Raw genomic sequence first — 26,973 nt, 5'->3', positions numbered from 1 at the left:
CAATTCTCGACCGGCTAGCGAAAGCCGGGCGCTGGTTCACCTCAGGTCCCGCTTCATCGGGGCCTTTTTTTACCCAGAATGGATGAGTTGTGGGCTGATCTTGTAGTCGCACACAGCCCCGGGGAGCTTCCACCCCCGGAGGAGGCTCCCCCATCTTCCATTCGGGAAGGGACAGCCGACCGCCGCCCGAACCTACCTTGGCTGCAGCGGTCACACCCAAGCAGGCAGAAAGACTGGCGCCACCCGGTAGCGCCCTCACGCAACAACGAGTCAAGTAGCCACTCGTTGGCAATTCCTGCCCACCGCGAGACGTAGGGCAGCGTCCCGGTTGGTAGGTGCGGGCGGACCCTCCTCGCTCCACGCCAAGCTCCCGCAGGCGGGTACCACATTGAAGCTATCGCGCCTGTTCAAGTCACTAGGAACCGAGGGTTTACAGCTCCTTGAAGTCTGGTTCGTCGAGCAATCCGGACTGCGCCGATATCAAAGGAACAAGGATCAAATTCGCTGGTTTGAAGCTCAATGGATCGGGCTCGCGCCTGACCAAGAGGAGGCGCAAATGATCGACGACCCAAAGGACCGCAGACCCCAGCAACAACAAAGTTTCTCACCGTCCGAGGAGCGCGGTCGATACCGGGAAGGTCTTGGAAATCGTTCTGCCGAGTGGCTGGATGAAAGCCAGGCTGATGAAAGCTCACCCGGTGATGATCAAGTCAATCAAGCGAAAAGAGCCGCAATGCGGGCCGTGGATGACGAAAAGAGCGCGCTGGCCCGCCAACTGCGCGGTTTAGCAAGCGCCGTGGAAAAGGTCGGATCCGAACTTCGCCAGTCGGAGCAACCGGCGCTTGGGCGCTACACACAGCAAATTGGGAATTCAATCGGACGGCTGGCGCGCGATTGTGAAAACCGAGAACTGGGCGAAATAGCGGCTATGGCAGAAGATTTCGGGAGAAAGCAGCCTCTCGCCTTTCTCGGAATCGCAGCAATTGCTGGACTGGCGGCAAGCCGATTCCTGTCTGCCTCGGCCGAACGGTCCCACATCACCCCGAATGTTGCCCAACCGAATTCCGCTGCGACACACCGCAAGGAAGGCGACTGGGACTTTGAAAAGGAATTGCGCGATGCTTGACCCTCGTGATGACCGCTCCTTATCCGACCTCATGACAGGATTGGTGACAGACATATCCGGGCTTTTCCGAAAGGAAATCGATCTCGCGAAGGCCGAGGCAGGCGAGAACCTAAATCGGGCTATCGGCAGCATCGAGACGTTTGTCGTTGGGCTTATCTTCGCAATAGCGGCCGTTGGTGTACTCTTGGGCGCGGTCGTGCAAGGGCTCGGCGCCTTCCTCATTGCGCAAGGAATGCAGGAGGCGAACGCTGATGCCCTATCAGCGGTCGTCGTCGGTCTCGTCGTGGGTCTTCTCGCATGGGTGATGATCTCGCGTAGCCTCGCCGGGCTCGGAAACCGCAGCGTGCGCTTCGACAAAACGACGGCGTCCCTCCACCGTGACCTCGAAGTGGCGAAGGAGACAGTACGATGACCGTGGACACGCATTCGTCTGCTCAGTTGCAGCGCGAGATCGAAGCCGATCGCCAAAGGATCGAAGAAAAGCTTCACGCTATCCAGGAACGGATGTCGCCTGGCGAACTGATGGATGAGTTTCTTGCCTATGCGAGGAGGAGCGGAGGAGCAGAATTTCTCAAGAATCTCGGCGGCGCGATGAAGTCGAACCCCATTCCGGTAGCCCTGACGGGCATCGGCCTTGCGTGGCTGCTGGCGGATCCTGCGTCCCGTGCACCTCAAGCTTCGGCCCCCGATAACGGTGTAGACAACTATCCACTCGCTTTCGTGAACGGCAGTCTTCGGCGTGTTGGGCCGGTCGAGGCAAGTTTTGGCGAACGATACAGCCATTTCGAAGATCAGGGAGGCAGTCGCTTTCGCGCCCGAACCGATGCGGCCGGCCACAGGGCCGGTCATTTCGTGGATCCGAGTGGCGCCGTCTATCGCGGCTTCACCGACGCATCCGGATCACCGATCGAGGACATCCGTGATGAAACGGGAAGGTTGTTCGACGAAGCCTCCGGCTGGGGGTCGGCTACCTGGCGAGAGATGAAGAGCGCAGCAAGCGGCATTTCCGATACGATTGCAGAAGCCGGCCGATCGGCGGCGGACAGTGCTCGCGGCGTCCGCCAGATTGCTCAGACTCAAGGAGCACAGCTGAACGCTGCCATCCTCAAGAACTTTCGCGACCAGCCTCTCGTTGGCGGCGCGCTTGCGTTTGCGATCGGTGCAGCCATTGGAGCAGCGCTGCCTGCAACGGCGCTGGAGGATGTTACCGCCGGCGCGGCCTCGGACCGCGTGCGCGACCATCTCGCGGCTACGGCCGATGCCGCCGCAGAAGGAGCGATCGAAGGTGCCAAAGGAGCCTTGGACGAGACCCGCAGAACGACACCAGGCGAGACGCCTAATGGATGACGCCCGACCGGGTCATCCGGCCGGCCCATTTCGATGATGACGAGATAGGTGCTGCTGCAAGCGGCCGCCGTGGTCAGGAGACATGACCGAAGCGACCATGGAAGCGAAGAAGCGCCGACATTCGAACCGGCAACGCTCAACTCGTACTGCTCACACTCCTGGGGCAACCGTCGCCGGAGTGCACAGGCGGCCCAAATATTCCTCAGATCCAAACGGGCCAGGATACCATTTTCGTAGCCATGGCGTTCTCATACCGTTCGATGAGCATTAGAGAATAAACCCTATTTCCCGTGTCGTTGCTGCCCGTCGTAGATCGCAACGACCACCGGAACAGCCGCATGCGTATAGTCGTGATTGCAATTGTCGCCTCGATCATGAGCATACTTGTTTTCAAGTATGTCGAGGGCACGTTCGGTAATTCCGAGGTCGCAGCGACGGCAGAGCAACTTTCGGAAGATTAAACGCCCAACAAAAAGGCCGAAGCGATCGCTTGCGACGCGGACTTCGCCCTCGCCCAGTTTACCTGTTCATCTCCGGTTTTGGTTGCCGTGATACAATTCGCGAGTCGGATGCATCCAAGAGGAGCCAAGCATGAGCCGAAATACCGTCCTTGGAATAATTCTTGCCGTGGTGGTCATCATCCTCGTCGTCCTTCTAATGCCAAAGAAGGAAACGACCCCGGAGACCGCAACACCGCCTGCGACCACGACTGAGCCGACGACATCTCAACCGTCGACGACCACGCCATCTACAACAGCACCGTCGACCGCTGAGCCGTCAACCACCCAACCGTCGACGACCACACCGTCCACTACGGAGCCGTCAACAACGACACCGTCGACTGCGCAGCCGTCTACGACGCAACCTTCAACTACGACGCCTGCTCAGTAGAGCTTTTACGTGTCGCGACCACCCCTAGACCGCGGTCCCTGGGTGGTCGCGCTTACCCAGTCGGTACTCTTCTGCTCATCGTTCGCAATGTTGAGGGCCTGTCGCGCGTGTTGTTCTTGAACTTGGAGTGCCGTCCAACCCGCAGAGATCTCGTCCATGCCGGCATCGACACGCAAGCGCGATCTCTTCCGCCGGCGCGCCGGCCTCGGCATCTTGCGAAACAGTTCGGCGTTGCTCACTTGACCATCTCGACTTCCAAGCCGTGGCAGGCCTTCATGAGCTTCTGTTTAATACGGAGTAGCGGGGTGACGACGCCCTTCGATGACGCGGCGGCGCCTCATGACGACATCAGAGGTTGCGCTTGCGGCCTCTCTGTTCCCAGCCTGTCGACGGGTGGGAGACGGAGCTTAATCATGCGGCCACCTCGATCGAATCTTGGAACAAACACAGTCCGGTATCGGTTGACCTCCTAAACAGGAGTCGAAAACGATGCCGACTGAACCGATCCCGAGGCCCCCCGATCCCGAATTTCCAGGCATGCCGTCGGACGTGCCGCAGCCGCCCATCGAGGAACCAGAGCCCGACGTCCTTCCGGACGAGGTTCCCAATCCGAACCCGGATGAGAATGACAAGCCACCGAAGCTGAAAGCGTGAATCCAGCCAGCACAACCCTGACGGAACGAAGGTTGCATCCCGCGGTTAATTCAGTAAGGAAACGGAGGCGCCGATGATCGAAACTTGGAACGAATGCGTGATCATCCAGCTTCCGGAACTCGACGGAGTTCAAATAGTGTGGACTCCCGCCAGGGCAGCTATGCTGCTTAGCGAGAGTTGGCCTGTCGACTATGGCGTCGCCTATTTGGCCGCCCTGAACAAATGCACGGACGCCATGCTTGGCACCTACCCGTGGGAGCAAGCGCGAGATGCGTTCGCGGCGGCCATTGCCGAGGCTAGGGTCACAAAGCTGCATTGACTTCATGCGGCTTTCGCCGGGACCGGGGAACTTGCTCGCGATTATGCTGCCGCCCCGCGCTTTTCGAGGGTTGCCAGAGACCGATTAAACCGGTCACGAAGGCGGGTGATCACCGCGAGCTTCTGCAGCTTCACGCCGTTATCGGCTTTGTTCATGCTGTTCTTGATGCGGAGGATCTGGGCTTCGAGCTCGGCAATTTCTTCGCGAAGGAGGTCTACCTCGCTCATGCTGCCTCCATCATCCGTACAAGGCGAGTTGCGCCGGCGGAGCCTCGTGCGCAAGCCGAGTTGCAAGAGTGCGGATACAGCGCGAATTTCGTGTCAAGGGGCCCAAATGAGCAGTTGATGCGGAATTCTCCTTCAACACGCATCCCAAGTGCTTTGCAGGGCCTTCCGACTGCTGTCACCTCATCACCACTGAACAAATGAAGTGCCCCGCGCGGTGATGGGAGGGAAAGAGGTCGAGTGATAAAATGGTGGTCTCCCTTAGAGGTGTGTGGACGCATTCTGGTGCGGGGGTACTTCAATGATTGTACGAATTTTCCGTGTTCGCGTTCTGCCAGGCAGGCTGGCGGATTGGAAGAACAAGGTTGAGGGAATTTCGATACCGTGGCTCCGCCAGCAGGAAGGTCTCATCGCATTTTATCCCGGCAAGCCGATCGACCCACGGGATCGGGAATTCTGGATGATCTCGATTTGGAAAGATGTTGAGTCAATTAAGAAGGCTGCTGGACATGAATGGCAGTGCCGATTCTACTAGAGGACGAGGCGGACCTCGTTGAGACCGTCGAAATTCATCACTTCGAAATCTTTGGAAACAAACACACCTGAATCTCTTAAAATCGAGCGGCTGAAGAAGCTTTGCCCCCGCTTGGGGTCGGCTCCGGTATTATCCCCTTACCCTACGCTGAGAGCGACTCGGATGCTTCCGTTCTGGATAAAAAAAGCGGAACGTTCGAGAGGCGGCCCGCGCCGCTGCTTTACGGCTTCAACGGCGCGCGCACACCACCGAGGTCTAGATATTGTCGATCCGGTACTCGGGCAGGGCACCCAACTTCGGCCTGGGACCAAATAGTTAGATGCGAACCTTTGGGCTTGATGAGCTTACCGGTTCGCCGGTACTCGTCAGAGAGAAAGAGCGCCTGATGCAGTCGGCGAAAGGTCTGTCAGTCATTGCTGCCTTGCGCCAGAAATTGTACGAGCGCCGAAACAAGGGCTTCTGCGCTGTAGTAATCCAAAGGGACTTCGATGTTCGCGCCCGTGAATGAGGTCAGTTCAAGTGTCCCAAGAAGCGGCTCCCGTGAGACAATACTGATTTCGAAACCCTGAAACTCCGCGGTTATTGTGGTCCGATCGTCTTCCATCTCTATCCCCCTCCAGGCAAGTAGCTGGCAATAGAGCGCTGAAAGGTTGGCACATCTCACCGCACTCCCTTGTATATAAGCGATGCGTAATATAGCTCACCTTCAAGGCCGACGAAAGCCGTCCCCCGGCCAGAAGAGCCGCGTCTCATTAAAGGCGGAGATTGCGGGTGCGATTGTGGGGTTGTTCCGGAACTCCCCCAATCAAGCTTCTATATAGGGGCCCCGCGGAAGCGAACGCCGCTCGCCCATGCGATATATTTTAGGGGAAATCTGGTTCCAGCATTCGCGCAAGGGGTAGGGGTGGCGGATGCTCGAAAGTCGGGCCATCAATCGACGACAACCGACGAACCTTCGGGTCGCAAGAAACGTCTCTCCGAGTATGGACTCGTACTGTGCTGCAAATCCATCCTCGAACAATGAGAGTGCCGCCAGGCCCCCAGGGAGATGGCGTGCGGCCGACCGCATGCACCATAACGTTGGCGTCGCACGAACGAGTCCCTGCCTGGATCATGGGCTTGACGGTATTGTCCGTAAGGGCACCCTGACGTCTCCTAATCCAGACACTAAAGCTTGTAGCCGATCTTTCGCAGCAGGTCTTTCCGCCACGTAATGTCCGCGTCGGTTTCGACACCCAGCGGTGAGGCGCCATCCACCACGCCGAGCACGCCGCGGCCCAGCTCCGTTTCAGCGACTATCACCTGCGTCGGGTTGGCCGTCGCGCAATAGATGCGGCAGACCTCTGGCACCGCGCGCACCGCAGCCAGCACGTTGACGGGAAAGAATCCATCGCCCAGAAAGATCAGGAAAGTGTGGCCGGCGCCAATGGCCAATGCGTTGTCACGTGCGAGGGTGAGCATGGCTTCTTCATTACCCGACCAGCGCACCAGCCGCTTACCGGAGGCCTCGCAGAAGGCCAGCCCGAAGCGGATGCCAGGAACCGCGCCCACCAGCGCCTCGTGGAGGTCTTCCACAGTCTTGATGAAATGCGACTGGCCAAAGATGAAGTTGGCGGCGTCCGGCTTGACGATGGGCACCACGGTGAGTTCCATGGCTGCGCTCCTTCAAGGTGGGCAACGCAATGGTAGGTAGGACCACGGAAGGCGATTTCAAGCCGCCATATGCGACCGCTTTGGCCCCCCAGCGCTGTCACCTTCACTTCTTCGCGGATCGACCAACACAAGGGAGCCGAAGACCAAGCGTGAGGTCAGTTTTCAAATGCTGGGGATCGTCGTTTTATGGGTGAATTCGGTATCCGATATCGGGAATATCCGACGGCTCCCTCCCCGCCAGACGGGGTCTGTTGGCCGCTTACTTGAAATCAGTGAATTTCCAGCGATAGATGGCGCGTCTGTGAATTCGAACGCTCAGACGGAAGGCTCCAGATCATCCTCGTGGCGTTCTGGGCCCTTTTTCAATCTCAGATCGCATTGCTCACAACGTGAGCTGCGACAACGCCAGTAGGGCCGCGCCAGTACGATGGCCGTTCTGTATCGCGCCAGAGAAGCGCTAACCCTTCCGGATTTCGCCGGCGCGCTCGTCGTAGCATGACTGAGCCTCTGCTCGTGGACGGCATTCGCGGCACTGCATCCGTCCGCAAGCCAAAGGTCCAGTAACCCGATGGTTGGGTCCTCAAACGTTAAGCCACGCAAGCAGTAAGAGAAGGACCAGCCCGGCGCTCACGACTCGGACCCAATGATTGTGAGTGATTTGGCTCAGTAGGCTAGGGGAACCAGGCTTACCGTTGACATAGCTGGTGGTGACGTCTTTGCCGGCATAGGCAATGTCGTCATCGTCCCATCCATAGCCGGCTGACGTCATGGATGCCCACTTTCGCTGTCGCCTAAACTCCTCTATCCGCCACAAACTGCGTTCTTGCACCGCCTTGAGAGCTTCGTCCTTCACATTCGGCGTTTCGATGATCCTGACCGCCGTGAGCTCCGTGGCTTTCAGAACTTTCTGCTGCGCAAAGATGTTCCCGCCGGTGTGATAGGGATTGAGAAATTGCCTTTTGAGCTGCTTTTCACTCAGGTCCCCGAACAGAAAAATCGGTTCGTCACCACTCTGAGCGGTCCAAACGACGACGTGGAAATAGTGCTGTTGCTCCATCGTCTGCCTCTAGCGTTCGAGGGTGAAGCAAACAGTGCGAAGGGAAGCAGTGTCAGATCGCCGAGAAAGTCACAGGCGAAGAGGCGGGCACCCAATTAACAAAGCGGGCACTGATATTGGTGAGCAATCTCACCACTTTGTCTTCGATCGCCTGACAGTTGCTTTCGTATTGGGCGATCAGAGATTCGCCTGAGATCGTGTGTCCTTGGAGTTCATCCCGGGTGATCACCGCGATGCCACAAGCCTCTAACAGGGTACTCAGCGAAAGGAGCCTTAGCTTCGCAAGCTGTTGCCGATGCCTCGGCAGCCGCACCATAAGGCGTGTCCGTCCGATCTTCTCGAAATCCATCGTTTCCGCCTTCAGGCGACGCCTGAAAGCCAGTGTCCTCCACAATCCGATAGGTAGCAACATGAATATGACGCACAGGCTCTGCAGCGACGACATGATTTTGCCCGAAGGCTCAACAGTCGCCTCGAGTAACCGGCGCTGTATCTGGCGATTGACCACATCTCTTTGGATATCGAGGAAACCCCTGGCTCTCGCGGTTTCAGGCGGTGATGCTGGCACACCTGTCGCGCCGGTCGCGCATGACGAGAGTGGCGATAATAAAACCCTGGACTAAGAGCAGCGCGTAGCCTCCGAGTATGATCTCGCACGGCACCACAAAATTCAGTTGCGGCGCGGCGCCGAGGATGACCGGCACGCTCCAGGAGACAATCGAAATTACGCCGCATCCTATCAGAGCGGTCTTCGTGGCGGGTCTGATTTCCGAGAGGAGCGTGGAGCCGATTTGGCGGCGGATGAACGGTATCACGAAGCGATGGATAGCGAAGCCGTTGACAGTGAGGATGCTGACGATCGTCACCTTGGCCCAGATCTTCGGGTTGAGCAGCTTCTCGGGTTCGGTCACTTGATAGAGAAGGAGAAATCCCAGGCCCGAGGCCCAGAGCAGCAAGAGTCCGGCCGCGATAAACCGGCTGATCCATTCGACGTGTTCGACGAGTTCCGAGCTGACGATCATCCGACGGTAGCGTGACAACATCAGATCAAGAAACACCGCGCCGCCGAGCCCGAGAACCAATCCCGAGAAATGGACTAGCCGTAGCGTTGTACGGATGTATGAGGCCAGCTGCGGCGCTGACGACAAAGAAAGATCCAGAACACCCATTTCCCAACTCCCCCAAGAAAACGCGCAAATGCATTCGCACCCCGAAACAGGGCACGTCCGATGCTTCGGACTGTTGTGATTTGCTGCTCCGAAACGCGATCGGGACCCGGTCTCGGAGCGAGCCCGTTCTATGAAATGGTGAGTTCCATTGTCAAGTATGATGCCGCGCTAATTCAGCAATTTGTAGATTGAAGGTGCGGCTAGCCGCCTTTGCTGCTTCGGGCTTGATGGCGGCTGATCCTGGCGATCGCCACCAGGATCAGGAAGCTCGCAATGCGGCTCGTGCTTCAGATTTTGACGAGTATTCCAGTGGTTTACACAAAGGCAGCACCGGATGCCAAACCAGCGAAGGAGGCGGCGTAAGGACTGCCTTGATGCCTTGTCTGTTCGAGCGCCCGATCAGGCCGCACACCTCCACGACGACCTGGTGCGATCGCGCCGGCTCCGACGGCAAGCGCGAGTCCACTGCAGCGAGTAGGCGAGGCGTCCGGTCCAGATCCCGATGACGGCCGGGCCGCCCGCAAGCAGAGCCAGGCCGACAAACGACAGCGGGCCCGTCGTATGGCAGATAGCGCTTACAGCGCGGGTCCGCTGACGAGGCCATAGGCTACATCCCGACAGCCGAAGGCGCGGAGCAGTCTTACTGCAGGCCGATCGAGCCAGCCATGGTCGGAGCTTCACCCACCCGGTCTCCGGCAAAGCTAGGGCGGTCAGTCCAAGCCGATCCAGACAGAGCCGTCCTGTACGCGGCACGGGTAAACAACCAGCTTGGCGCGGTTTTTCGAAATGTCGCCCGCGTATTCATAGCCAGGCGCGGTGCCATCCTGCTGCAACTGCGCCCACTGCCTGATTTCGCCTGTGAGCAGATCAAAACAGCTGTGATGCCATCGGCAAACCAGGCCAAGATCGCTGGTAATCGCACTTTCGGTGTGTGGGAGTTGCAGCCCTTTTGTCTGGGCTGGACTGCGACGCTCGTATAAAGGCAGGTGAAGATGTGGGCAGGCGTTGTTGAAGGCACAATAGCCATCCGCTTCGCGAACGATGACGATGTCGTAGTCCTCGAAGTCGAGGATCCGTCTTTCGTGGAGCTGAAGGTCTTGTTCAGCAAGAGCGCAAACCCACCTTCTGCCGCCATGTCGGATGGTTTCGCGGGAGGGCTTGGCGTTGAGTTCGGCGTCGATTTCGGGCCTTAGCCTATCGACTTCGAATAGCGTCGTGCGCTCGCTCGTACCGCGAAGGCGCACCCTGACAAAGTCAGCGATTTCAACTTTATCGGCAAGTGCGTTACGGAGCGGTTCGGATATCAGCAGCCGCGTACCGGCATCCTTGTTGGCGGCCTCGATCCGGCTCGCCACATTCACAACGTCACCAACGGCGGTCAGTCGTCCATGTCCGGAAAAACCCAATGTCCCGATGACAGCCTCGCCGTAGTTGAGGCCGATGCGGATCTCGAAGTCGATGCCATACATCGAGGCAAAGAACGGCTTCAATCGATCCACGGTGCCGAGAGTCTGGAGGGCTGCATTGACGGCACGGAGCGGTGCGTCAGGTTGACCATCAATGCCGAATATGGCCATGAGCCCGTCACCAATGAAACTGTCGATGAACCCGCCATTCTTCTCGATGATGTCGCCGACCTGGGCGAAGTAGCGATTGAGTAGATACATCACGTCGTAGGCAGAGAGCTTCTCCGACAGCGCCGTGAAATCGACAATGTCGCTGAAGAACACCGCGACGTGCTTCGCTTCCCCAGAACGTGTCGCGGCTGTTGCGCCAAGTTGGTTGGTGATCATCAGGTCGGTTTCGTCCAACACCAGTCGCCGGATACGAAGGTCGCCTTGAGGTTTAAGCTGGCAAGCCAACCGAACTTCGTCCGTCAAACTCAATCGGTCCGCCATCGAAGCCTCAGCGGCATTCCGATTTGGGCAGGCCTCCAAGCCAGAGAGGATCCAGACACGGCAGGTCGAGCATTTCGCCCGCCCGCCGCATGCATGCGCGAACGGCACGCCCGATCTCAAGGCCGCCTCCAGCAAGGTCTCGCTGGCGGTCACGTCGAAGTCCGTCTGATCAGGCAGGGCGGTTACTCTGGTCGTCATCTTCGACTCCGCGGGTTGGTCCCAATTCTAACACCAAGGGAGCAGGCGATCGAATCCTGTACGGGGCCGGGAGGCCGCAAAGTCCATCGGTGGTCTCGGAGGTGTCGGCTTAACGATTGGCGCTGATCGCGAAAGTATCGCAAGAGGGAAGTGCCCTGCACAAAGGCAGCGCCTCTTGCATTGTTCAATAGCGGAAGTGGCTTAAGCGACGCGACAAAACGCCATCGGTTCGATTCCGTTCACATCAGGATTTTTGTCAATGGTTCATTCACGTGGCATCGAATTGTTCCTTCGTAAGCGGATCCACGGTCTGAGCCCATAGCATTTACCGGCCCGTCCCCGGACCTGTACAATCTCACATCCGGTCGCCGCTTGTTACGGCTGCACCACTAACCCGCTTTCGACGGGAACGGGCTCAGGAGAACGGGACCAATCTCAAGGTCGGCGGGTAAAGCCAAACGGAATCCCGGTCCGTCCACCTGGATCCGTCAGGGCTGATCAAGCCCTGAGGATTGGAATTTAGGTCTATTGGCTGGTTTGATGGCTTAAGCGCTTTTCATGATCGCGCCCTCGATGACGACGCCAGAGCTCACGTATTTCCAAAGTGCAACCAGCAACTTGCGAGCCAAAGCCACGATCATCGGCTGTTTGAGACGGCCGCTGTTGCGGGCAATGCGCTCCTTGAACCAGAGAGCGAGCGCCGAATTTGGTTGGTGACGCAGCCACAACCAGGCAAGCTCGACCATCGTCGCTCGCAAACGCGGATTTCCTGCCTTCGAGACACCTTGCTCACGATTAACGTTGCCGCTTTGCCAAGGCGAGGGAGCTAGTCCCGCGTAGGCAGCGACTTGGCGCCGATTGTCGAAGTGTCTGAACAGACCTTCCGAGTAGAGGATCGTCGCGAACTCAGGACCTATTCCCCGGATTCCTAAGAGCGCGGCGGCTCTTGGCGGTGTCTCGGCTGTCTCGCGAGCGATCAAAGCATCCCGGTCTGCTTCCACAGCCTTGATCGGTATAAGTAGCAATTCAAGGCGATCGAGTTCTCGGCAGATTTCGGCTTTCAGGTGCTTTGATAGCATCCGGCCATCGCCAGTACGAGCTTCCTCCAGTCGCTGACGGCGATCGCGACGCAATGGCTCGTACTCTCGTATTCCTTGCGTAAACAGCAGCCCCTTTATGCGATTGACGTGGAAAACACGCTCCGCAATCAGGGTTTTTCGCTCCCGTCCAAGCCTGCGGATGTCTTCCTCATCCGGGCGTAAGCAACTTGACCATTGAACAAGCACGCGGCTCGCCGCGTTTCCAGGCCATCAAGGCGCGTATCAAGGTTTCGCCATCGATGCGGTCCGTCTTTGCGCGGCGATGACGGCGCGGCATGGCAATGGATGCGGCTTCCACAATATGGCTCTCGATCCAGGTTTCCTTGCTGAGCACTCGCCCCAGCCAGAAGCCATCAAGCCCGGCTTCTTGGATCACGACCAGCGGGTAGAGCCTGTCCTTGCGCCGCTGGACTTTCTGGCGCAGGGAGGCAAAACATGAGAACAAGCCGGTGATGTCGCCTCCAGCAACAGCAAAACGAGACATCTTTTCGCTCCCCGGCGAAAGCGCCGTCACGAGCCATGTGGATTTGCGCAATTCCAACGAGACGAAAATTGCGCCAAGATCGATGTGGGTAGCGGCCCGTGCTTGAGTTTGATCTGCTGTCATCGGCATGGTTGGCCTCCAGAGAGTTTTCTAGCGACCTCACTCTGCCACGGTGCAGGCCGCTATCCACCCCTGATGGGATCTCAAGGCGAGGGAATCGTCGGTCGTGGGGCGTGCAGGTTTCAACTGGATGATAGGCAAGTGGGCAGCCGTTTCCTCCCCCCAAAGAGGCCTCAAGCGTAGCGAGGCCGAGGCGACTCCAACAACGTCGTGTGTGTGTGTGTGTGTGTGTGTGTGTCCCCGTGGAACTTTTTGGCATCAGATCTGATTTAACAGTTACTTTCACGGGAGGAGCGAATTAATGGCGAGACCCCAAGTGCAGTGATGCATCGACGAGTGCCACAGCTGCTATTCCGTCTGTTTCTGGACCCAGTGCACAGACTGCTGGCGCGTGGCCGACATGAGCGCTTATGTCGAGGCTTGCCGCAGCATGGAAGTCCGTCGCCAGCGTTGGACAGATGGTCATTGAGGTAAATACGCCTGCGAAAGGTGTGCGATGGTTGGCGATTACGGTGATCTGCGCCTGCTGTGCTACCTGTACGACCACGCAAGCGCCCAACACGAACCGCAGCAAAGCATACATCTCCGAAAAGGTATACGGAGCGAAGGCTAACCCGTGGGTCGCCCACCGCAAGAATGTCGCCAAGGGCGGTGGCCGCTATGTGGTTGGCAAGCCCTATGTAGTGAAAGGCAAGAGCTATTTTCCGAAGGAGGACCCGAACTACGACAGGAAGGGGGTGGCTTCCTGGTACGGCTCAGCTTTTCGGGGGAGGCGGACCGCAAACGGCGAAGATTATGACCCGAAACACCTGTCCGCCGCACATCCGACCCTTCCCTTGCCCAGCTATGTGCGGGTGACCAATCTTGAAAACGGTTCTTCGCTCATCCTGCGCGTCAACGATCGCGGTCCTTATCGAAAGGGTCGCATCATCGACGTTTCCAGCAAAGCAGCAGACATGCTGGACCTGAAGCACCGTGGCACGGCATCCGTTCGGGTGCAGTATGTGGGGCGCGCCCGCTTGGGTGGGGACGACATGCCCTACCTCCTAGCCTCCTACATCAAGAAGAGTGACCGTTTCCCAGCCGTCAATTCGGAGCCTCAAATCGCAACCGGCGTGATGGTGGCCTCGAATCAGTCGATTGGCGACCAGTTGCGAAGCGACAGTCAGTCTTTCTCTCCAACGCGGACGAACCTTGCCGGAAAAACGCCGGGCGCCTCCTACCAGATCGCGTCACACACATCCAACCAACTCGGGATGTTGCCTGATTGGCTGTCCGAATACACACCATCGGTGTCACGAAGCGCCAAGATCGCACCACAGACTCACGAAATGCGCTTCCTGGCGACGCTTGGTGTCAAATATTGCTTGGACGAGGACGGCGATGACGGTCTGCGCGACATGTGTGGAGTTCAAGTTCCCCCTCTGGCGGCCGGCAGCGGCACCAAGCGTCTTGCCGGGGTAATCTTCATAAGGCGACGCCGCTCTTGCCAAAGCGGCTGCCGCTGGCGGGGCACAACATTAGGTCTTACCTAGCGTCGTTGACGGTCGTCATCGCCCGGCGCGGCTCGATGAAAATCCCTCCATTGACCTCCGTGGCAAGCCCCGTTCATCGGATACTATAGTCGGCTGAGCAACTCCGACTTCGTGGCCTCGAATTCCTGATCCGTGAGAATGCCTTTCGCATGAAGTGCCGCGAGGCGTTCGATCTTGTCGAAGATGTCCTCATCCGACCGAACCGCCTCCGGCGCTGGATGTGCCCCCTGTTGTGGCTCGGCGGATTCCGACGCGGACGATGCGAATATCGACGGCGCAGCCGTGGCGGCGGATGCTTCGGTAGTCGGCGTGTCTGCCGGTTCCTTGCCGCCCTGCCGTATCACATCCAGTTCCGAAATTTTCACCAGCCCATACTGGGAGGTAAAGCTCAGCGACTGGTCGCCGCTTTGCTGTTGCGAGAACCCGCCAATGCGATGGTCCTTCGTGTCATAGACCATAACCCGGCCGCCGATATCGATCGCTAGCCGTCGGGTTGTCGGGAAAAAGGCATAGCGCAGGTCATTCTGCGCCCCGGTCGAGGCAGGATGCCCTAACTCCTCGGGCCACCAGTTCCCAGCAGACAGCGCGCCAGGCACGAACAGGCTGACGCCGCCGCCCTGACCTTGATATTGGGACTGGGACGGCGTCTGCGGGCCCGGTAAATCCATGCCGCGCACCAAGGCAGAAAGCTCGGAACAAACTCCGGCCACGTTCGCCTTCAGCGCATTGTTGAACATGTCGCCGACCATGATCATCCCGCCCTCCGACCATTGCCCCATTCCACCTAGATCGGGATGGTTGAACTGGGCCTGTGTCGCCTGCCCGGCGATAATCGCCATCAGAAGGTGCTCCACCGCGCCGAGGCTGACCCCGTACCGCTCTGCAATCCCTCCCAGGGTTCGTCGGCCCTCTTCACTGAGTTGTCTCATCGCGATCGCTTCCTTACTCCTCTCCGCTGAGGTCGCCTGTCTGTTCCGTTTGAAGGTCTGCAAATCCGATTTTAGCCGTCGTGGTGAAATCCAGTACGCCGATAATACCCGCGCGTTGCCCTGCCTTTCAATGCAGTCTAGGCGTTTCTCGATTTGAAGTGGGCGAAGAGCTTCTCATAGCGTGTTGCGAATGTGCTTCGTCAAACTCGCTATCGCCCTATCGACCAGATAGTAATTCGTCACTCCTAGGCCTCGCCCCGCTCCATCGCCAGTTCTGCCTCGAGGCTCTCGGTGTCGCGGAAGATCGTGGCGACCGCCAGCACACGTCCGCCGCGCTTGAAGCGCAGGAGGCAGTCCTTGGCGGGAATGTCGCCCTCGACCTCGATCTCGTCCCATCCCTCGGCATGGCCGACATAGTTGATCGGAACGTTGTAATGCTGGCTCCAAAAGAACGGCACATCCGTGAACTTCTTCTGGCGTCCGAGCATGTTGAGTGCGGCCGCAGCGCCTTGCCGCTGCGCCACCACCCAGTGCTCCACTCTGATGTTCTCGCCGCTATGGGGATCGGGCCACCGGGCAATATCGCCCGCCGCATATATGCCCGGCACGCTGGTCTCAAGATAGGCATCGACCAGGACGCCCCGATCGGTGGCGAGCCCGGCCGCTTCGGCGACACCGACCCGCGGCCGCACGCCGATGCCGGCAACGACCATGTCTGCGGCCAAGATGCCGCCGCTGCTCAGCTGGATCTCCGTTGCGCCGATGCTCGCCGCGGTATCCCCAAGGTGGAAGATGACGCCATTCTCCTCATGCAGGGCGCGGATGAAATTGCCGATCTGCGGCCCCAGTATCCGTTCCATCGGCCGTTCCTCGGGCGCCACCACATGCACTTTGACACCGCGGCCTCGAAGGGCGGCGGCAACTTCGAGGCCGATGAAGCTGGCGCCCAGGACGACGGCGCTGCGTGCGGTGCCGGCTTGCGCGATGATCTTCCGACTGTCGGCAAGCGAGCGCAGCGTGTGGACATGAGGCTGGTCGGCGCCGGGTATGGTCAGGCGAACCGGTTCGGCGCCCATCGCCAGCAACAGTCTGTCGAAGGCGACCCGCGCCCCATCGGCGAGCAAGATTTCGCTGGCGCGGACATCTATGCCGGCAACCCTGGTTCCGAGGCGCAAGTCGATGCCGTTCTTGGCATAGAAGCCCTCCTTGCGCAGCGGGATCCAGTCCTCCGGCGCCTTTCCGGCAAGATAGTCCTTCGACAGGTTAGGGCGGTCGACGGGCAGCGCCTCGTCATCGCTGATCATGACGATGGCGCCCTGAAATTGTTCGCGCCGCAGTCTTTCGGCGGCAGCAAAGCCGGCGGCGCCGCCACCGACGATGACGATCTTTTCTGGAGCCGCTCCGGCATCGCCTTCGCGTGAGACCGGCGACTGCTTCTTGCGCTTCTCGCCGACGATTATTTTGTCGCCGTGCTGTTCAACCGACCAGCAGGCGAGCGGCGATAACGCTGGAGCACGCAGGGCCTCTCCGGTGCGCAGATCAAAGCAGGCGTGATGCCAAGGGCAGCGAACGGTGTCGTAGGCGACGAGGCCGTCGACCAGCGGCCCACCGTAGTGCGAGCAGCTGGCGGCTATCGCGAAGATCTCGGATCCGCGGCGCACCAGAAGCACCGGCTCGCCATCGCGATGACCGACCAACTTTCCGCCATCGGGGAGATCGGCGAGCGCAATGCCGAAGGCGAGGTCGGGTCCGCTCGGGTCTGAATGGTTACCGGCCATCTTCTCCTCCGTCGAAGGGCAGCTGCCGGTGTCGCCCACTGCGACGCTGGGCTTGTCTACCCAACAGGCAACTCGTCTGGAATTGTCCGCCATTCTGGCTCCCAGGCAAGCGAATTTGACCTGCAGTTGCGCGCAATTTTCGCAATATGCCCCATAGGAGCAACCCGGGCACCGGCGCTGTGCCAATCGCGATTTTCCGAACCATTTTCGACTTCAAGCCGGCGGAGTTGGCCCCGCTCGCAGCTGAACGAGGCGGCGTGTCTTGCGCAGCTGGAAAGGATCAGTGAGGCAAGTAGGGCGGTGAGCGAACTGCCCGACGACTTCGATGCCGCCTTATACGCCCGCATTACCGCCGAGATCTGCAGCTTGAAAGAGGACGCGGCTCTTTGGCTTAATGGTTATCGTAATGCCGGAGTTGCGGTCTGAGGCTGCGGCAAACTATGCGACCGATGGTTCGAATCCGTTCGAGAGCGTCAAGTTTTGACTTCGCTCGGCTTTAACTCATGCATCCGCTGATCTTACTTCAGCCTTTCGATTTCTCCGGCGCTGATGCCTAAGCGGCCGCTCGTGTTGTGGAGCAAGGTAGATTTCCAACAAACGCAACCCGAGGATCAGTGCCGAATTGATGACCAAATATATGGCGGCTACCATGCAGAATACCTGGATGACAGCGAAGGTCTCGCTCATCAGATCCTTTGCTACACCGGTCAGTTCCATCACCGTGATGGTGCTGGCAAGCGACGTCGCCTTGAGCGTCACGACGATCTCGTTGCTGTAGGCCGCCAAAGCGCGTCTCACAGCTATCGGAGCGGTGACGAGAAAAAAGACCTTGATTGACGACAGTCCCAGCGCGCGGGCTGCCTCGATCGCGCCTTTGGGCACGGCGGCCAGACCGCCGCGCATCACCTCGGCCGTATATGCGCCCGAGCAAAGGCTCATGGCGATCACCGCACAGGCGAAAGGCTCCCTCAACAGGATCCAGGCTGGACTTTCGCGCAGCCATGCGAACTGGCTGAGGCCATAGTAAAGGACGAAGATCTGAACCAGCAGCGGCGTGGAGCGGAACGCTAGAACATAGGCTGATGCGATAGCCCGAAGAGACCCATGACGCGAAGCACGCGCCCAAGTGGCAATACCCGCCAGGACGAAACCAAGTGGGAGGGTTGCTGCCGCCAGTGCCAATGTGACCCAGATTGCGCCAGCCAGCTCGCTAGCAACGTGTAGTGTCGTTTCGAAATCCATGATCAGCCCCAGCGCATTCTGTTCTCGACGGCGACGAACACCCGCGAGGATACCGCGACAAGCACGAAATAGATGACAGCCGCGGCGCCGTAAAAGACGAAGGGTTGTCCGGTCGTGCGCCCGGCGAGGCCGACGACCCGCATAAGCTCGGCCACAGAGATCACGGAAAGCAGTGTCGTTTCCTTGATGGCCATGATCCAGACATTGCCCAGGCCCGGCAGGGCCTGCCGGAACATTTGCGGCATGATGACCAAATAGAGTCCCAGAAACGGACGAAGGCCGAGCGCGGCGAAAGCCTCGAACTGCCCGGCTGGAATTGTGCCGTGCGCGCCGCGGAACACTTCGGAGCTATAGGATGCCGAGACGAGCGTGACGGCCATCACGCCGACCGAAAACGCGTCTATTTCGATGTAGCCGGTGTAACCGAAACCGCGCGCGACCCACATCAGCGCCCCGTTGGTTCCGAAAAAGAGAAGGAATATGACGAGCAAGGGCGGCACTCCTCGCATCACCGTCGTATAGAGATTGGCTGCGCCCGCGATTCAGCGATTGCTTCCGAGCTTCGCCAGTGCAATCGCAAACCCAAGGGCGACACCGAGAACGTAGCCGAGGCTCGCGCAGGTTACGGTGACGCCGAGCCCGAATAGGAGCGGCCTGGACCAGCCCTGATCGCCCCAGGCCAGCATTTGAAGAATGGACGCGTCCGCAGCCATCAAAAATCATTCCCCGCAGATTTTCGGGTCGGCCTTGGTCGAGATATCGAAACCAAACCATTGCTGCGAAATCCGTGTGATTTCGCCGTCTTTCTTCAGTTGGCAAAGGGCCACGTCCCATGCTTTGCGAAGCTCCTCGGTATCCTTGCGCATCAGTCCGCCGACACCGACGCCGAGATAGTCGAACTGCTCGAAATCAAGATTGGGCGACAGGATCTCGATCGTTTCGCCTTGTGACGAACCCGTGAGAGCTATCCACGGGGAACGCCCCGCAAGCGCGGCGTCAATCCTTCCAGCCAATAGGTCGAGATTGAGGCTGTCCTGATTGTCGTAGAGGCGGACGTTGACTTCGCCCTTCAGTTCATTGTCCATGAACTTTTGACTTTGCGTGCCGGATTGGACGCCGACCGTCTTGCCTACCAGCGCATTCTTGAGCTCTGCCCAGGAGCTTTTCCCGTTCAGGCCGGAATTCTTGGCGGCCGCAAAATTGATCGGCAGGTTGCCGTAGCTCTGCGTGAAGGCAAGGCGTTTCTGCCGCTCTGGGGTGATCGATATCCCACCGACGAGGATGTCATATTTGCCCTGCTCAAGAGCGGGAATCTGTCCTTCCCAGGGTTGGGCGGTGAAGCGGCAGCTGCGCTGCATTCGCTGACACACGAGCCTTGCCAGTTCAATATCGAAACCGGTCAGCTCTCCCGCAGGCGTCATCGAGGTCCAGGGAAGATAGCCGCCATCCGTTCCGATGCGCACTTCAGGTAAGTCCTCAGCCAAGACTGGTGTCGCGCATAATGCTGCAAGCGTCAATGTTGCGACCAGTTCCGTCCATTTTGCATTCATGATTGTCCCCCTCTTTGTATTTGTGTTGGTAGGCTCAAAAGCGTTCGGGTCGGTCGTCCGTGCCGAGGTCCCAGAACAGGCCTGCCATGATTGCAAGACCCTCTGCGACAAGTGGCGTCAGCAGATGTTCGTCCGGCGCATGCTGACAGCATCCCGAATAGGAGTGCGGCACCCAGACCGTTGGAATTCCTAACAGATCTGCGAAGCAATCGTTCGGTAGAGAGCCTCCGGCATTCGGCAGAATTGTCGGCTCCACCGTCGTCGTCCTTTGAACGGACGCGGCCGCCCAGCGCATCAAGGGATGCTCGGGATCGAGGCGTGTGGCGCCCCATTCCAGTTTCGTTGCCGTTGGGACGACGGCGACATTGCCAAAGCCGTTTTCGTCGAGGTAGACGCGAATTGTCTGCATGAAGCCCGCCGGATCGGTATCGACGGTGTAACGGATCTGCAGTCGTGCAGATGCGCGGGGCGGAATGGCATTGATCGGTAAAGCCGGCGTGCCTGCCGTCATCGCCAAAACTTCGAGCGCCGTCCAGCCGAAGACGCGTTGCGATGGCGTCAATCCCGGCTCGCCCCACCAGCCGTCAAGCTCCGGGCCGCCGCTCTCGGCTTGAAGCTCTATTCGACCGAGCGCGGCCATGACGCCTTGAGGAACTTCAGTCGGAAGAATTCCTCGAACATTGATTTGACCGGTCGCCGACACCAGGCTGGAGATGGCGTTGGCGAGGATCACGGCCGGGTTGGCAAGCAGACCGCCCCAATTGCCGGAATGATGTGCGCCAGCCCTGAGATCGCAGATCAGATCGAAATCAACGGTTCCACGGGTGCCACCATCAAGTGTCGCGCGATCGCGGGCCAGGCGAGGTCCGTCCGATGAGATCAGCCAATCGGCCTTGAGCTTCGAACGATGTTCCGAACAAATCTGGTGAAGTCCGGCCGAACCGGTCTCCTCAGATGTTTCGATAAGCACCACGACGTTAAAGCCGAGGGATCCGCGCGTCGCCAGAACCGCTTCCAGAGCCAGCATCACGATTGTGTGCTGGCCCTTGTTGTCGGCGGTACCGCGACCGTAGAGGCGGTCGCCCTCGACACTCACTTCCCAGGGATCACGGCCACTCGACCATGCGCCTTCCATGCCAGCCACCACGTCCGCATGTCCGTAAACGAGCAGTGTTGGCAGATGTCCGGCTTCGTCGCGCCGCGCGATCAGCAGCGGGCCGCCTATGGGATCCGGGTTGTCCAGAATGTCGCCAGTAAAGCCGAGGCTTGCGAGATCCTGCCTGAACTCGTTTAAATAACGCACGCATTCCGGGCGCCGTGCGGGATTCTGGCTTTCCGTCGCGATTGCGACCCGGCGTGTCAGATCGGCCAGAAAGCGCCCGTTGGCCAGATAGGCGACGGCGGTGGCTATAGATTGATCCCTAGACATAATCCTGCTCATTCATTGCGTTGACAGCACGATGTCACAGGGACGAATATGCAAGCAAACCAAAAGTTCTCTCGGTTACCCTTAGCTGGATTGAGTCTCGACATGGCCCGTCATTTGCCACCGCTGCCCGCACTGCGCGCTTTCGAAGCTGCGGCGCGCCACCTGAGCTTCGCCAGGGCGGCTGGTGAGCTGAGCGTGACCCCGGGCGCAGTCAGTCATCACATGAAACAGCTCGAAGAGTGGGTCGGTGGACCGCTGTTTGAACGGCGCGCCAATGGCGTGGGGTTGACGGAGACCGGCCGGGTCTTTGCAACGCGCCTCGGTGCGATCTTCGATCAACTCACCGCCGTCGGCGCTGCGGCGCGAGTGCCCGGTGGGCTCAGCACCGTCACCGTTCGTTGCCAGTTTTCACTCGCAACGAAGTGGCTTGCACCCCGCATTGGCAAGTTTCGCAAGGCTCATCCCGACATCTCCGTGGCTGTCATGGCTCTGCCGCACCGATGGAGCGCCAGGGAGCCGGATCCGGATCTTGCAATCTATCATGGCCGTGGAACGATTCCGGGCGTCCGACAGGATACGCTGATCAATGGCAGCCTGGTTGTCGTCGGTTCGCCCGACTTGGCGGCCACCCTCCCGCCTGCGTCGACACCTGCTGACTTGTTGTCCCGGCCCCTGATCAAGGTGGATTATGCCGAACCGGGCTGGCACGATGAAGGGTGGGAAGCATGGTTTGCTGCAACTGGGTTTGGGCATCTCGAACTGCGGTCAACCTTGTCGTTCAATCTGGTGCACCTTGCGATCGATGCCTGTCTGTCGGGCGCCGGCTTCGCTCTGGTTCCAGATTTCCTGGTCGAGACCGAGCTTTGCACCGGGCGGCTGGTCGATGCCTTCGGGATATCGCTGCCGATTAGGCAGCCCTATGTCATCATGACACCCGACGCTAATCTTGCGCGACCAGAGGTTGCGATCCTAAGAAGCTGGCTCTTGGATCAAGGTATTGCGACGGCGAAACTGGGGTAACCGGTCCCGCACGGCTTTCAGTCCGAGTACTGTTTTCGCCGACCCCGTTCGAGCAAGAGACGCATGGCATTGGGCAGAACGCGCCATTCACCGCGCTTGTGGCGGATGACAGCAACGGGTCAAAGGGAGCCGTTCTCCTCGATCCCCGTGCACGGCTTGCTGCGAGGTTGTTCACGTTCTGGGCTAAGAAGATCGCATAATTTATCGACGGGAAGGGACTGTCGTGATCCTTCGATCCCCTACGCACTCAGCGCGGAAGGCTTTCACGCCACCACAATCGGGACTTTGGTCGGCGAAGCCTTGACCCGGTTGTAGAGGTCGATGACGTCCTGATTGATCATGCGCACGCAACCGGAAGATGCTTGAGTGCCAATGGTCCACCATTCCGGTGAGCCGTGCACGCGATAGCCAGTGTCGTGGCCGTCCTTGTAGATATAGTGCGCGCGGGCGCCGAGCGGGTTGTCGAGCCCGCCTGGCTGACCGCCCGTCCATTTCACCAGTTCCGGCTTGCGCGCGATCATCTCTCTGGGCGGCGTCCAGGTGGGCCACTCCTTTGTGTACTGGATCTCCGCGCGGCCGTTCCATTCGAAGCCGGCCTTGCCGATGCCGACGCCGTAACGGATCGCTTCGCCGCCTTCCTGCACCCAATAGAGATGCCGCTCGTTGAGCCGCACCACGATCGTACCCGGCGCCTCGCCGGTCGGATCGATAACAATCTGACGCCGGAATTCCGGCCTGACCTTCTGGAATGGGATTGCCGGGATCACGAAACCATTGTCGACCAGCGAGGCATACATCGTGCTATTGTCGGTGATGTTGCTGTCAACGCTGATCGGTGGGATCGGGCGGATGGACCCGGTCGGCATGTGGTCAACGCCCACAGGCGGCATACCACCAGACGGCTCGATTGGTCCCAGCGAAGGGAGTTCCAGCGTCTGCGAGCAGCCGGAAGCGCCAAGCAGGGTCATGACACCGAGGCCCGAAAGTACGGCGCGGCGGGAGACGATGTACCCGGACTCCGGTATGGGAGCGTCAGAGGATAGCTTCTGATCTTGCGGCTTACGCATGCACTTTTCACCCCAAACGAACGGTCGGCATCATACCCACCGGATGGGCACATTTTCACAATTCATGGTTAAGAAGGCGTGAAACCGGCCGCCCGGCTGCTTGCCATTTGCAAGTGCAGGGTAATTCAAGCTCGAACTAAATATGGCTCTGGTTGCCAGCGATAGGCGAGATATCACTGGCAATTCCAATGTAGTGATAATTTTGAATGGCGTGTTTCTGACGGCCCCGAATTCGTACGAGGGGATGCGACGTTTCACGTAGGAAGCTCGATGCTTCCTATGGAAGTTCGATCTCGCCGGTCACCACGTGGTCGAGGTCGGTGCCTTCCGCCGTCAGCGTCATGCGGACCTTCAGCTTTTGGCCGCCGGTTTGCCCTTCGCGCACCGTCTCCTCGATCTTGCGCTGCGAGGTGATGCCGACTTCCTTCAGGAACTTGCGGATCGACATGTTAAAGGCGTCTTCGCTCATGGCAGAACTCCACTGTGTTCAGAAGGGATTGTAAGGGAAGGGGAGTGGTCAAGGAAGCAGGACGGTGAGGCGCGGTGTGCTACAAACAGACTGCGACCGAAGAAGAGGCGCCGAGGCCCTTTGAACTTAACCGACTCTGGGAGGAGGCGTGAAACCGATCCACGTTATGCGCGGGGGGGGGGAGCTCGAAAATCGCATAATGTTTCGTGCTGAACTTGAGTTTCGCGTTGCGCTCGGAGGAGCAATTCGACTTGCTCGGAAGTTTGGTGGGGGATGGTGTCCGGCTCCACACCCGGAAGGGCGACGATCGGTTCGTAGCGGCTATTTTGCGAGCAACCTTGTAGGTTTCGTCCGGCACGCCTGTCGGGACGTAGCCAGAGACGCCGCTGAGGGCTTTGACGACGGACGACCGTGATTGCTGCCCCTGCTTGCTCTCCACCCCGAGAATCCGGCACCACTGTCACGCGGCGCCGTTACGCTCGTCTATCTCGGTAAGTTCTCTGTATGCACTGATGCAAGGAGATCCGGGCGTCCCGCGTCTCCCAGACATCACGGAGGCTGATACTCGTCCACCACTTCGGCGCGACCCTCGTTCGACGGATATGCATGCGAACCACGGGTCTTCGGTTCCGATCCCATCAAGGCAACGGATGCACAGTTCAACTCCCAAGGTCGGTGTCTCTTTGGCCCAGAGCTCAGCTCAGAGCTGGTATCGTCCAGGAAGCGGAGCGGATGCTATCCACGAGAGTGCAGGTCTCCCTCACGACCGAACCGGTATCGGGAAGGCCGAAAGCGCCTCCTTGATGCGGCTGTAATACGCCTGTCACGCTGAGTTTCTATCGCAAGAAGGGTAACCACCGCTCAAGAGAGGCTCTCCCATGCGTAAACTTCTCCTCGCCCTGGCATCGGCAACGATCCTTTCCAGCGCAGCACAGGCCGCGACTGTTTATCCCATCGATCGCGCGACGATTCTCGTCGGCTCGCCGTTCGACTTCAAGGTAGAGTTCGATTCCGTCGTGAAGCCGGAAGACGTGAAGGTCACCGTCAACGGCCAGGACTACGAAACCGTTTTCGGCAAGAAGGCCGAATTCGTCGTCGAGGAAAAGGGCGCGGAAGACAAGGTACTCGGTTCCGCCCTCGTCCTGCGCGGCCTGACGATCGGCACGGCCGGCGCCTACAAGGTTGAGGCTTCAGCCGGCAGCGAAACGCAGTCGGTGGGCTGGGATGTCTACGGCACCGTCGCCGAGCCGAAGGCGAAAAACGTCATCTTCCTGATCGCCGACGGCCTCTCCGTCGCCCACCGCACGGGCGCGCGCATCATGTCGAAGGGTATGACGGGCGGCAAGGCGAATGGCCGCCTCGCCATGGACGACATCCCGCCGGTCGCCTTCATCGGCACGTCCTCGACGCATTCGATCGCAACGGACAGCGCCAATACCATGTCGGCCTACATGACCGGCCACAAGTCGCGCGTCAACGCGCTCGGCGTCTATGCCGACCGCACGCGGGCAAGCCTCGACGACCCGAAGATCGAGACGATTGCCGAGGCACTGCGCCGTACCACCAAAAAGTCCGTCGGTATCGTGACGACCGCCGAAGTTGAGGACGCCACGCCGGCAGCCGTCGTCTCGCACACCCGCAAGCGCGGCGACAAGGCGGAGATTGTCGGCATGCTGTTCGATGTCAAGCCGGACGTGCTTCTCGGCGGCGGCTCCGCCTATTTCCTCGGCAAGGACGTACCGGGCTCCAAGCGCAAGGACGACAAGGACTACATCGCGGAATTCAAGAACGCCGGCTACGCGCTCGCGACCGACAAGACGGAACTGGCCGCTGCCACCGGCTCCAACCAGGACAAGCTGCTTGGTCTCTTCCACACCGGCAACATGGACGTGACGCTCGACCGTGAATTCCTCAAGAAGGGCACCGTCGAGAAATTCCCGAACCAGCCCGGTCTTGTCGAGATGACCAAGGTCGCGCTCGACAAGCTCTCCAAGAACCCGGAAGGCTTCTTCCTGATGGTCGAAGCCGCTTCGGTCGACAAGATGAGCCATCCGCTCGACTGGGACCGCGCACTCGTCGAAACGATCGAGTTCGACAAGGCCGTGGGCGTGGCCCGCGAATTCGCTGCTGCCAATCCCGACACGATGATCGTCGTCACCGGTGACCACACCCACGGCGTCGCCATCATCGGCACCGTCGACGACGAGAAGCCGGGCGAGGACATGCGCGCGAAGGTCGGCACCTATGACGACGCCGGCTTCCCGAACTACGAGGACAAGGACGGCGACGGTTATCCGGATCGCATCGACGTCACGCGTCGTCTCTTCCTGGCCGCCAACAACGGTCCGGATCACTACGAAACCTTCCGTCCGAAGCTGGATGGTCCGTTCGTTCCGGCCGTGCAAAACGAGGCGAAGGAATATGTCGCCAACGAAGCCTATAAGGACGTTCCCGGCGCCGTCTTCGTCCAGGGCAACATCCCGAAGGATGGCGACAGCGGCGTTCATGCTGTCGACGACGTCGTGCTTCAGGCGGCCGGTCCTGGTTCGGAAGGCTTCCGCGGTTACATGGAACAGAGCGACGTCTACCGCGTGCTTGCCGACGCCTTCGCCCTCGGCACCGCGAAGGACTAAGGGCTTACATCCCTTTGACGGACAGGCGGTCCCGCGCCGCCTGTCCGCATGATTGCGAATGAAGAGGGAAAGCACGGCCATGACCGAAGAAACCCGTAGGTTTTTCAACAGACGGCGGGTGCTCGGCGCGCTCGCGGCCCTGCCCATCCTGTCCCTCTCCCGCCCGGCGCTGGCGGCGGAGACGCTTGGCTTCGGCGAGCTCTACAAGAGCTTTGGCGTGCTGGGCCTCGAGTTTTCCGACAAGGTGAAGCGGCTGAATGGCCAGGACGTCACCGTAAAAGGCTTCATGGCGCCGCCTTTAAAGGCCGAAGCGAATTTCTTCGTGCTCACCGAAATTCCGATGTCGCTCTGCCCCTTCTGCTCTTCCGACGCGGACTGGCCGGACAATATCGTTGTCGTCTATCTCGCCCGCAAGCAGACCTTCGTGCCATTCAACGCACCGATCGAGGCGCAGGGCGTACTGGAATATGGTTCATGGATCGATCCGGAAACCGGATTCGTCAGCCAGCTTCGCCTGCGCGAAGCCGCATTCAATACGGTCTGACG

At 59.4% G+C, this 26,973-nt stretch carries 27 protein-coding genes and 1 pseudogene; 11 read left to right on the top strand and 17 right to left on the bottom strand.

Annotated elements, in window-relative coordinates:
- Positions 1-388: 388 nt before the first annotated feature.
- The 5 genes from ACN9MO_RS24690 (at position 389) to ACN9MO_RS24670 (ending at position 4,337) form a co-directional block, all read left to right on the top strand.
- Entirely contained in the window at positions 389-1,126 is a 738-nt protein-coding gene (locus tag ACN9MO_RS24690) for a nutrient deprivation-induced protein (protein ID WP_156414746.1), read from the top strand.
- Positions 1,119-1,538, top strand: a complete 420-nt coding sequence (locus ACN9MO_RS24685; protein ID WP_057255137.1) for a phage holin family protein — start codon at positions 1,119-1,121, stop codon at positions 1,536-1,538. Before ACN9MO_RS24690 ends, ACN9MO_RS24685 begins: the two co-directional genes overlap by 8 nt.
- Positions 1,535-2,473, top strand: coding sequence for a DUF3618 domain-containing protein (locus ACN9MO_RS24680; protein ID WP_057255138.1), 939 nt, complete (start codon positions 1,535-1,537; stop codon positions 2,471-2,473). The genes ACN9MO_RS24685 and ACN9MO_RS24680 overlap by 4 nt, the downstream gene beginning before the upstream one ends.
- Positions 2,474-3,853: 1,380 nt before the next feature.
- Positions 3,854-4,018 (top strand): hypothetical protein, encoded by a 165-nt coding sequence (locus ACN9MO_RS24675; RefSeq protein WP_200964213.1) that lies wholly within the window; start codon positions 3,854-3,856, stop codon positions 4,016-4,018.
- A gap of 73 nt (positions 4,019-4,091) precedes the next feature.
- On the top strand, positions 4,092-4,337 hold the full coding sequence (locus tag ACN9MO_RS24670) for a DUF982 domain-containing protein (protein ID WP_113133387.1): 246 nt from the start codon (positions 4,092-4,094) through the stop codon (positions 4,335-4,337).
- 41 nt (positions 4,338-4,378) lie between these two features.
- On the opposite strand, the gene ACN9MO_RS24665 is transcribed toward ACN9MO_RS24670, so the two are convergent.
- Positions 4,379-4,564, bottom strand: a complete 186-nt coding sequence (locus ACN9MO_RS24665; RefSeq protein ID WP_057255140.1) for a hypothetical protein — start codon at positions 4,562-4,564, stop codon at positions 4,379-4,381.
- A gap of 298 nt (positions 4,565-4,862) precedes the next feature.
- Between ACN9MO_RS24665 and ACN9MO_RS24660 the strand changes: the two genes are divergently transcribed.
- Positions 4,863-5,096: an antibiotic biosynthesis monooxygenase gene (locus ACN9MO_RS24660; protein WP_082616209.1), complete on the top strand. Its 234-nt coding sequence runs from the start codon at positions 4,863-4,865 to the stop codon at positions 5,094-5,096.
- 406 nt (positions 5,097-5,502) lie between these two features.
- On the opposite strand, the gene ACN9MO_RS24655 is transcribed toward ACN9MO_RS24660, so the two are convergent.
- From ACN9MO_RS24655 to ACN9MO_RS24625, 7 genes and pseudogenes are all read right to left on the bottom strand, one after another.
- Positions 5,503-5,700, bottom strand: coding sequence for a hypothetical protein (locus ACN9MO_RS24655; protein WP_057255141.1), 198 nt, complete (start codon positions 5,698-5,700; stop codon positions 5,503-5,505).
- 563 nt (positions 5,701-6,263) lie between these two features.
- A complete protein-coding gene (locus tag ACN9MO_RS24650) occupies positions 6,264-6,749 on the bottom strand; it encodes an adenosine-specific kinase (protein WP_057255142.1) in 486 nt (161 codons plus the stop codon).
- Between the two features lie 580 nt (positions 6,750-7,329).
- Positions 7,330-7,806 carry a hypothetical protein gene (locus ACN9MO_RS24645; protein ID WP_057255143.1) on the bottom strand — a complete coding sequence of 159 codons (477 nt, stop codon included), beginning with the start codon at positions 7,804-7,806 and terminating at the stop codon, positions 7,330-7,332.
- Between the two features lie 52 nt (positions 7,807-7,858).
- Positions 7,859-8,155 (bottom strand): hypothetical protein, encoded by a 297-nt coding sequence (locus ACN9MO_RS24640; RefSeq protein ID WP_156414747.1) that lies wholly within the window; start codon positions 8,153-8,155, stop codon positions 7,859-7,861.
- Positions 8,156-8,354: 199 nt separating this feature from the next.
- A complete protein-coding gene (locus ACN9MO_RS24635; RefSeq protein WP_082616211.1) occupies positions 8,355-8,975 on the bottom strand; it encodes a hypothetical protein in 621 nt (206 codons plus the stop codon).
- A 710-nt stretch (positions 8,976-9,685) separates the two neighbouring features.
- Positions 9,686-11,071, bottom strand: a complete 1,386-nt coding sequence (locus ACN9MO_RS24630) for an adenylate/guanylate cyclase domain-containing protein (RefSeq protein ID WP_082616213.1) — start codon at positions 11,069-11,071, stop codon at positions 9,686-9,688.
- A gap of 545 nt (positions 11,072-11,616) precedes the next feature.
- Positions 11,617-12,784 (bottom strand): annotated as a pseudogene (locus ACN9MO_RS24625) (IS110 family transposase).
- Positions 12,785-13,233: 449 nt separating this feature from the next.
- Between ACN9MO_RS24625 and ACN9MO_RS24620 the strand changes: the two are divergent.
- Positions 13,234-14,310, top strand: coding sequence for a septal ring lytic transglycosylase RlpA family protein (locus tag ACN9MO_RS24620; RefSeq protein WP_113133410.1), 1,077 nt, complete (start codon positions 13,234-13,236; stop codon positions 14,308-14,310).
- 83 nt (positions 14,311-14,393) lie between these two features.
- Here ACN9MO_RS24620 and ACN9MO_RS24615 read toward each other — a convergent pair whose 3' ends face one another.
- Both ACN9MO_RS24615 and ACN9MO_RS24610 read right to left on the bottom strand, forming a co-directional pair.
- Complete coding sequence (locus ACN9MO_RS24615) at positions 14,394-15,239, bottom strand: SHOCT domain-containing protein (RefSeq protein WP_112994292.1); 846 nt, start codon at positions 15,237-15,239, stop codon at positions 14,394-14,396.
- Between the two features lie 245 nt (positions 15,240-15,484).
- A complete protein-coding gene (locus ACN9MO_RS24610) occupies positions 15,485-17,017 on the bottom strand; it encodes an FAD-dependent oxidoreductase (RefSeq protein WP_113133388.1) in 1,533 nt (510 codons plus the stop codon).
- Positions 17,018-17,317: 300 nt separating this feature from the next.
- Here ACN9MO_RS24610 and ACN9MO_RS24605 point away from each other — a divergent pair, with 300 nt between their 5' ends.
- Positions 17,318-17,443 (top strand): hypothetical protein, encoded by a 126-nt coding sequence (locus ACN9MO_RS24605; protein WP_425988137.1) that lies wholly within the window; start codon positions 17,318-17,320, stop codon positions 17,441-17,443.
- A gap of 75 nt (positions 17,444-17,518) precedes the next feature.
- On the opposite strand, the gene ACN9MO_RS24600 is transcribed toward ACN9MO_RS24605, so the two are convergent.
- Genes ACN9MO_RS24600 through ACN9MO_RS24580 form a run of 5 tightly spaced genes read right to left on the bottom strand, consistent with a single transcriptional unit; the run spans position 17,519 to position 21,238 of the window.
- Positions 17,519-18,259, bottom strand: a complete 741-nt coding sequence (locus ACN9MO_RS24600) for an ABC transporter permease (protein ID WP_057255149.1) — start codon at positions 18,257-18,259, stop codon at positions 17,519-17,521.
- Between the two features lie 2 nt (positions 18,260-18,261).
- The gene (locus ACN9MO_RS24595) at positions 18,262-18,801 is read right to left on the bottom strand and encodes an ABC transporter permease subunit (protein WP_425988208.1); all 540 of its coding nucleotides are present in this window, start codon (positions 18,799-18,801) and stop codon (positions 18,262-18,264) included.
- Positions 18,802-18,972, bottom strand: a complete 171-nt coding sequence (locus ACN9MO_RS24590) for a hypothetical protein (RefSeq protein WP_162733703.1) — start codon at positions 18,970-18,972, stop codon at positions 18,802-18,804.
- Between the two features lie 6 nt (positions 18,973-18,978).
- The gene (locus tag ACN9MO_RS24585) at positions 18,979-19,809 is read right to left on the bottom strand and encodes a transporter substrate-binding domain-containing protein (protein ID WP_113133390.1); all 831 of its coding nucleotides are present in this window, start codon (positions 19,807-19,809) and stop codon (positions 18,979-18,981) included.
- 34 nt (positions 19,810-19,843) lie between these two features.
- Positions 19,844-21,238, bottom strand: a complete 1,395-nt coding sequence (locus tag ACN9MO_RS24580) for a M20 family metallopeptidase (RefSeq protein WP_113133391.1) — start codon at positions 21,236-21,238, stop codon at positions 19,844-19,846.
- A 102-nt stretch (positions 21,239-21,340) separates the two neighbouring features.
- On the opposite strand from ACN9MO_RS24580, the gene ACN9MO_RS24575 reads away from it, so the two are divergent.
- A complete protein-coding gene (locus tag ACN9MO_RS24575; RefSeq protein WP_057255152.1) occupies positions 21,341-22,258 on the top strand; it encodes a LysR substrate-binding domain-containing protein in 918 nt (305 codons plus the stop codon).
- Between the two features lie 263 nt (positions 22,259-22,521).
- Here ACN9MO_RS24575 and ACN9MO_RS24570 read toward each other — a convergent pair whose 3' ends face one another.
- Both ACN9MO_RS24570 and ACN9MO_RS24565 read right to left on the bottom strand, forming a co-directional pair.
- Entirely contained in the window at positions 22,522-23,325 is an 804-nt protein-coding gene (locus ACN9MO_RS24570) for a L,D-transpeptidase (RefSeq protein WP_113133392.1), read from the bottom strand.
- 277 nt (positions 23,326-23,602) lie between these two features.
- Positions 23,603-23,794 (bottom strand): DUF6494 family protein, encoded by a 192-nt coding sequence (locus ACN9MO_RS24565; protein WP_057255154.1) that lies wholly within the window; start codon positions 23,792-23,794, stop codon positions 23,603-23,605.
- Between the two features lie 878 nt (positions 23,795-24,672).
- On the opposite strand from ACN9MO_RS24565, the gene ACN9MO_RS24560 reads away from it, so the two are divergent.
- Positions 24,673-26,427, top strand: coding sequence for an alkaline phosphatase (locus ACN9MO_RS24560; protein ID WP_113133393.1), 1,755 nt, complete (start codon positions 24,673-24,675; stop codon positions 26,425-26,427).
- 79 nt (positions 26,428-26,506) lie between these two features.
- Positions 26,507-26,971: a hypothetical protein gene (locus ACN9MO_RS24555; RefSeq protein ID WP_113133394.1), complete on the top strand. Its 465-nt coding sequence runs from the start codon at positions 26,507-26,509 to the stop codon at positions 26,969-26,971.
- Positions 26,972-26,973 lie beyond the last annotated feature (2 nt).

The sequence above is a fragment of the Ensifer sp. R-19 genome (assembly GCF_049905105.1).
GTDB lineage: Bacteria > Pseudomonadota > Alphaproteobacteria > Rhizobiales > Rhizobiaceae > Ensifer.
This window is presented reverse-complemented; position numbering and strand designations above follow the sequence as displayed.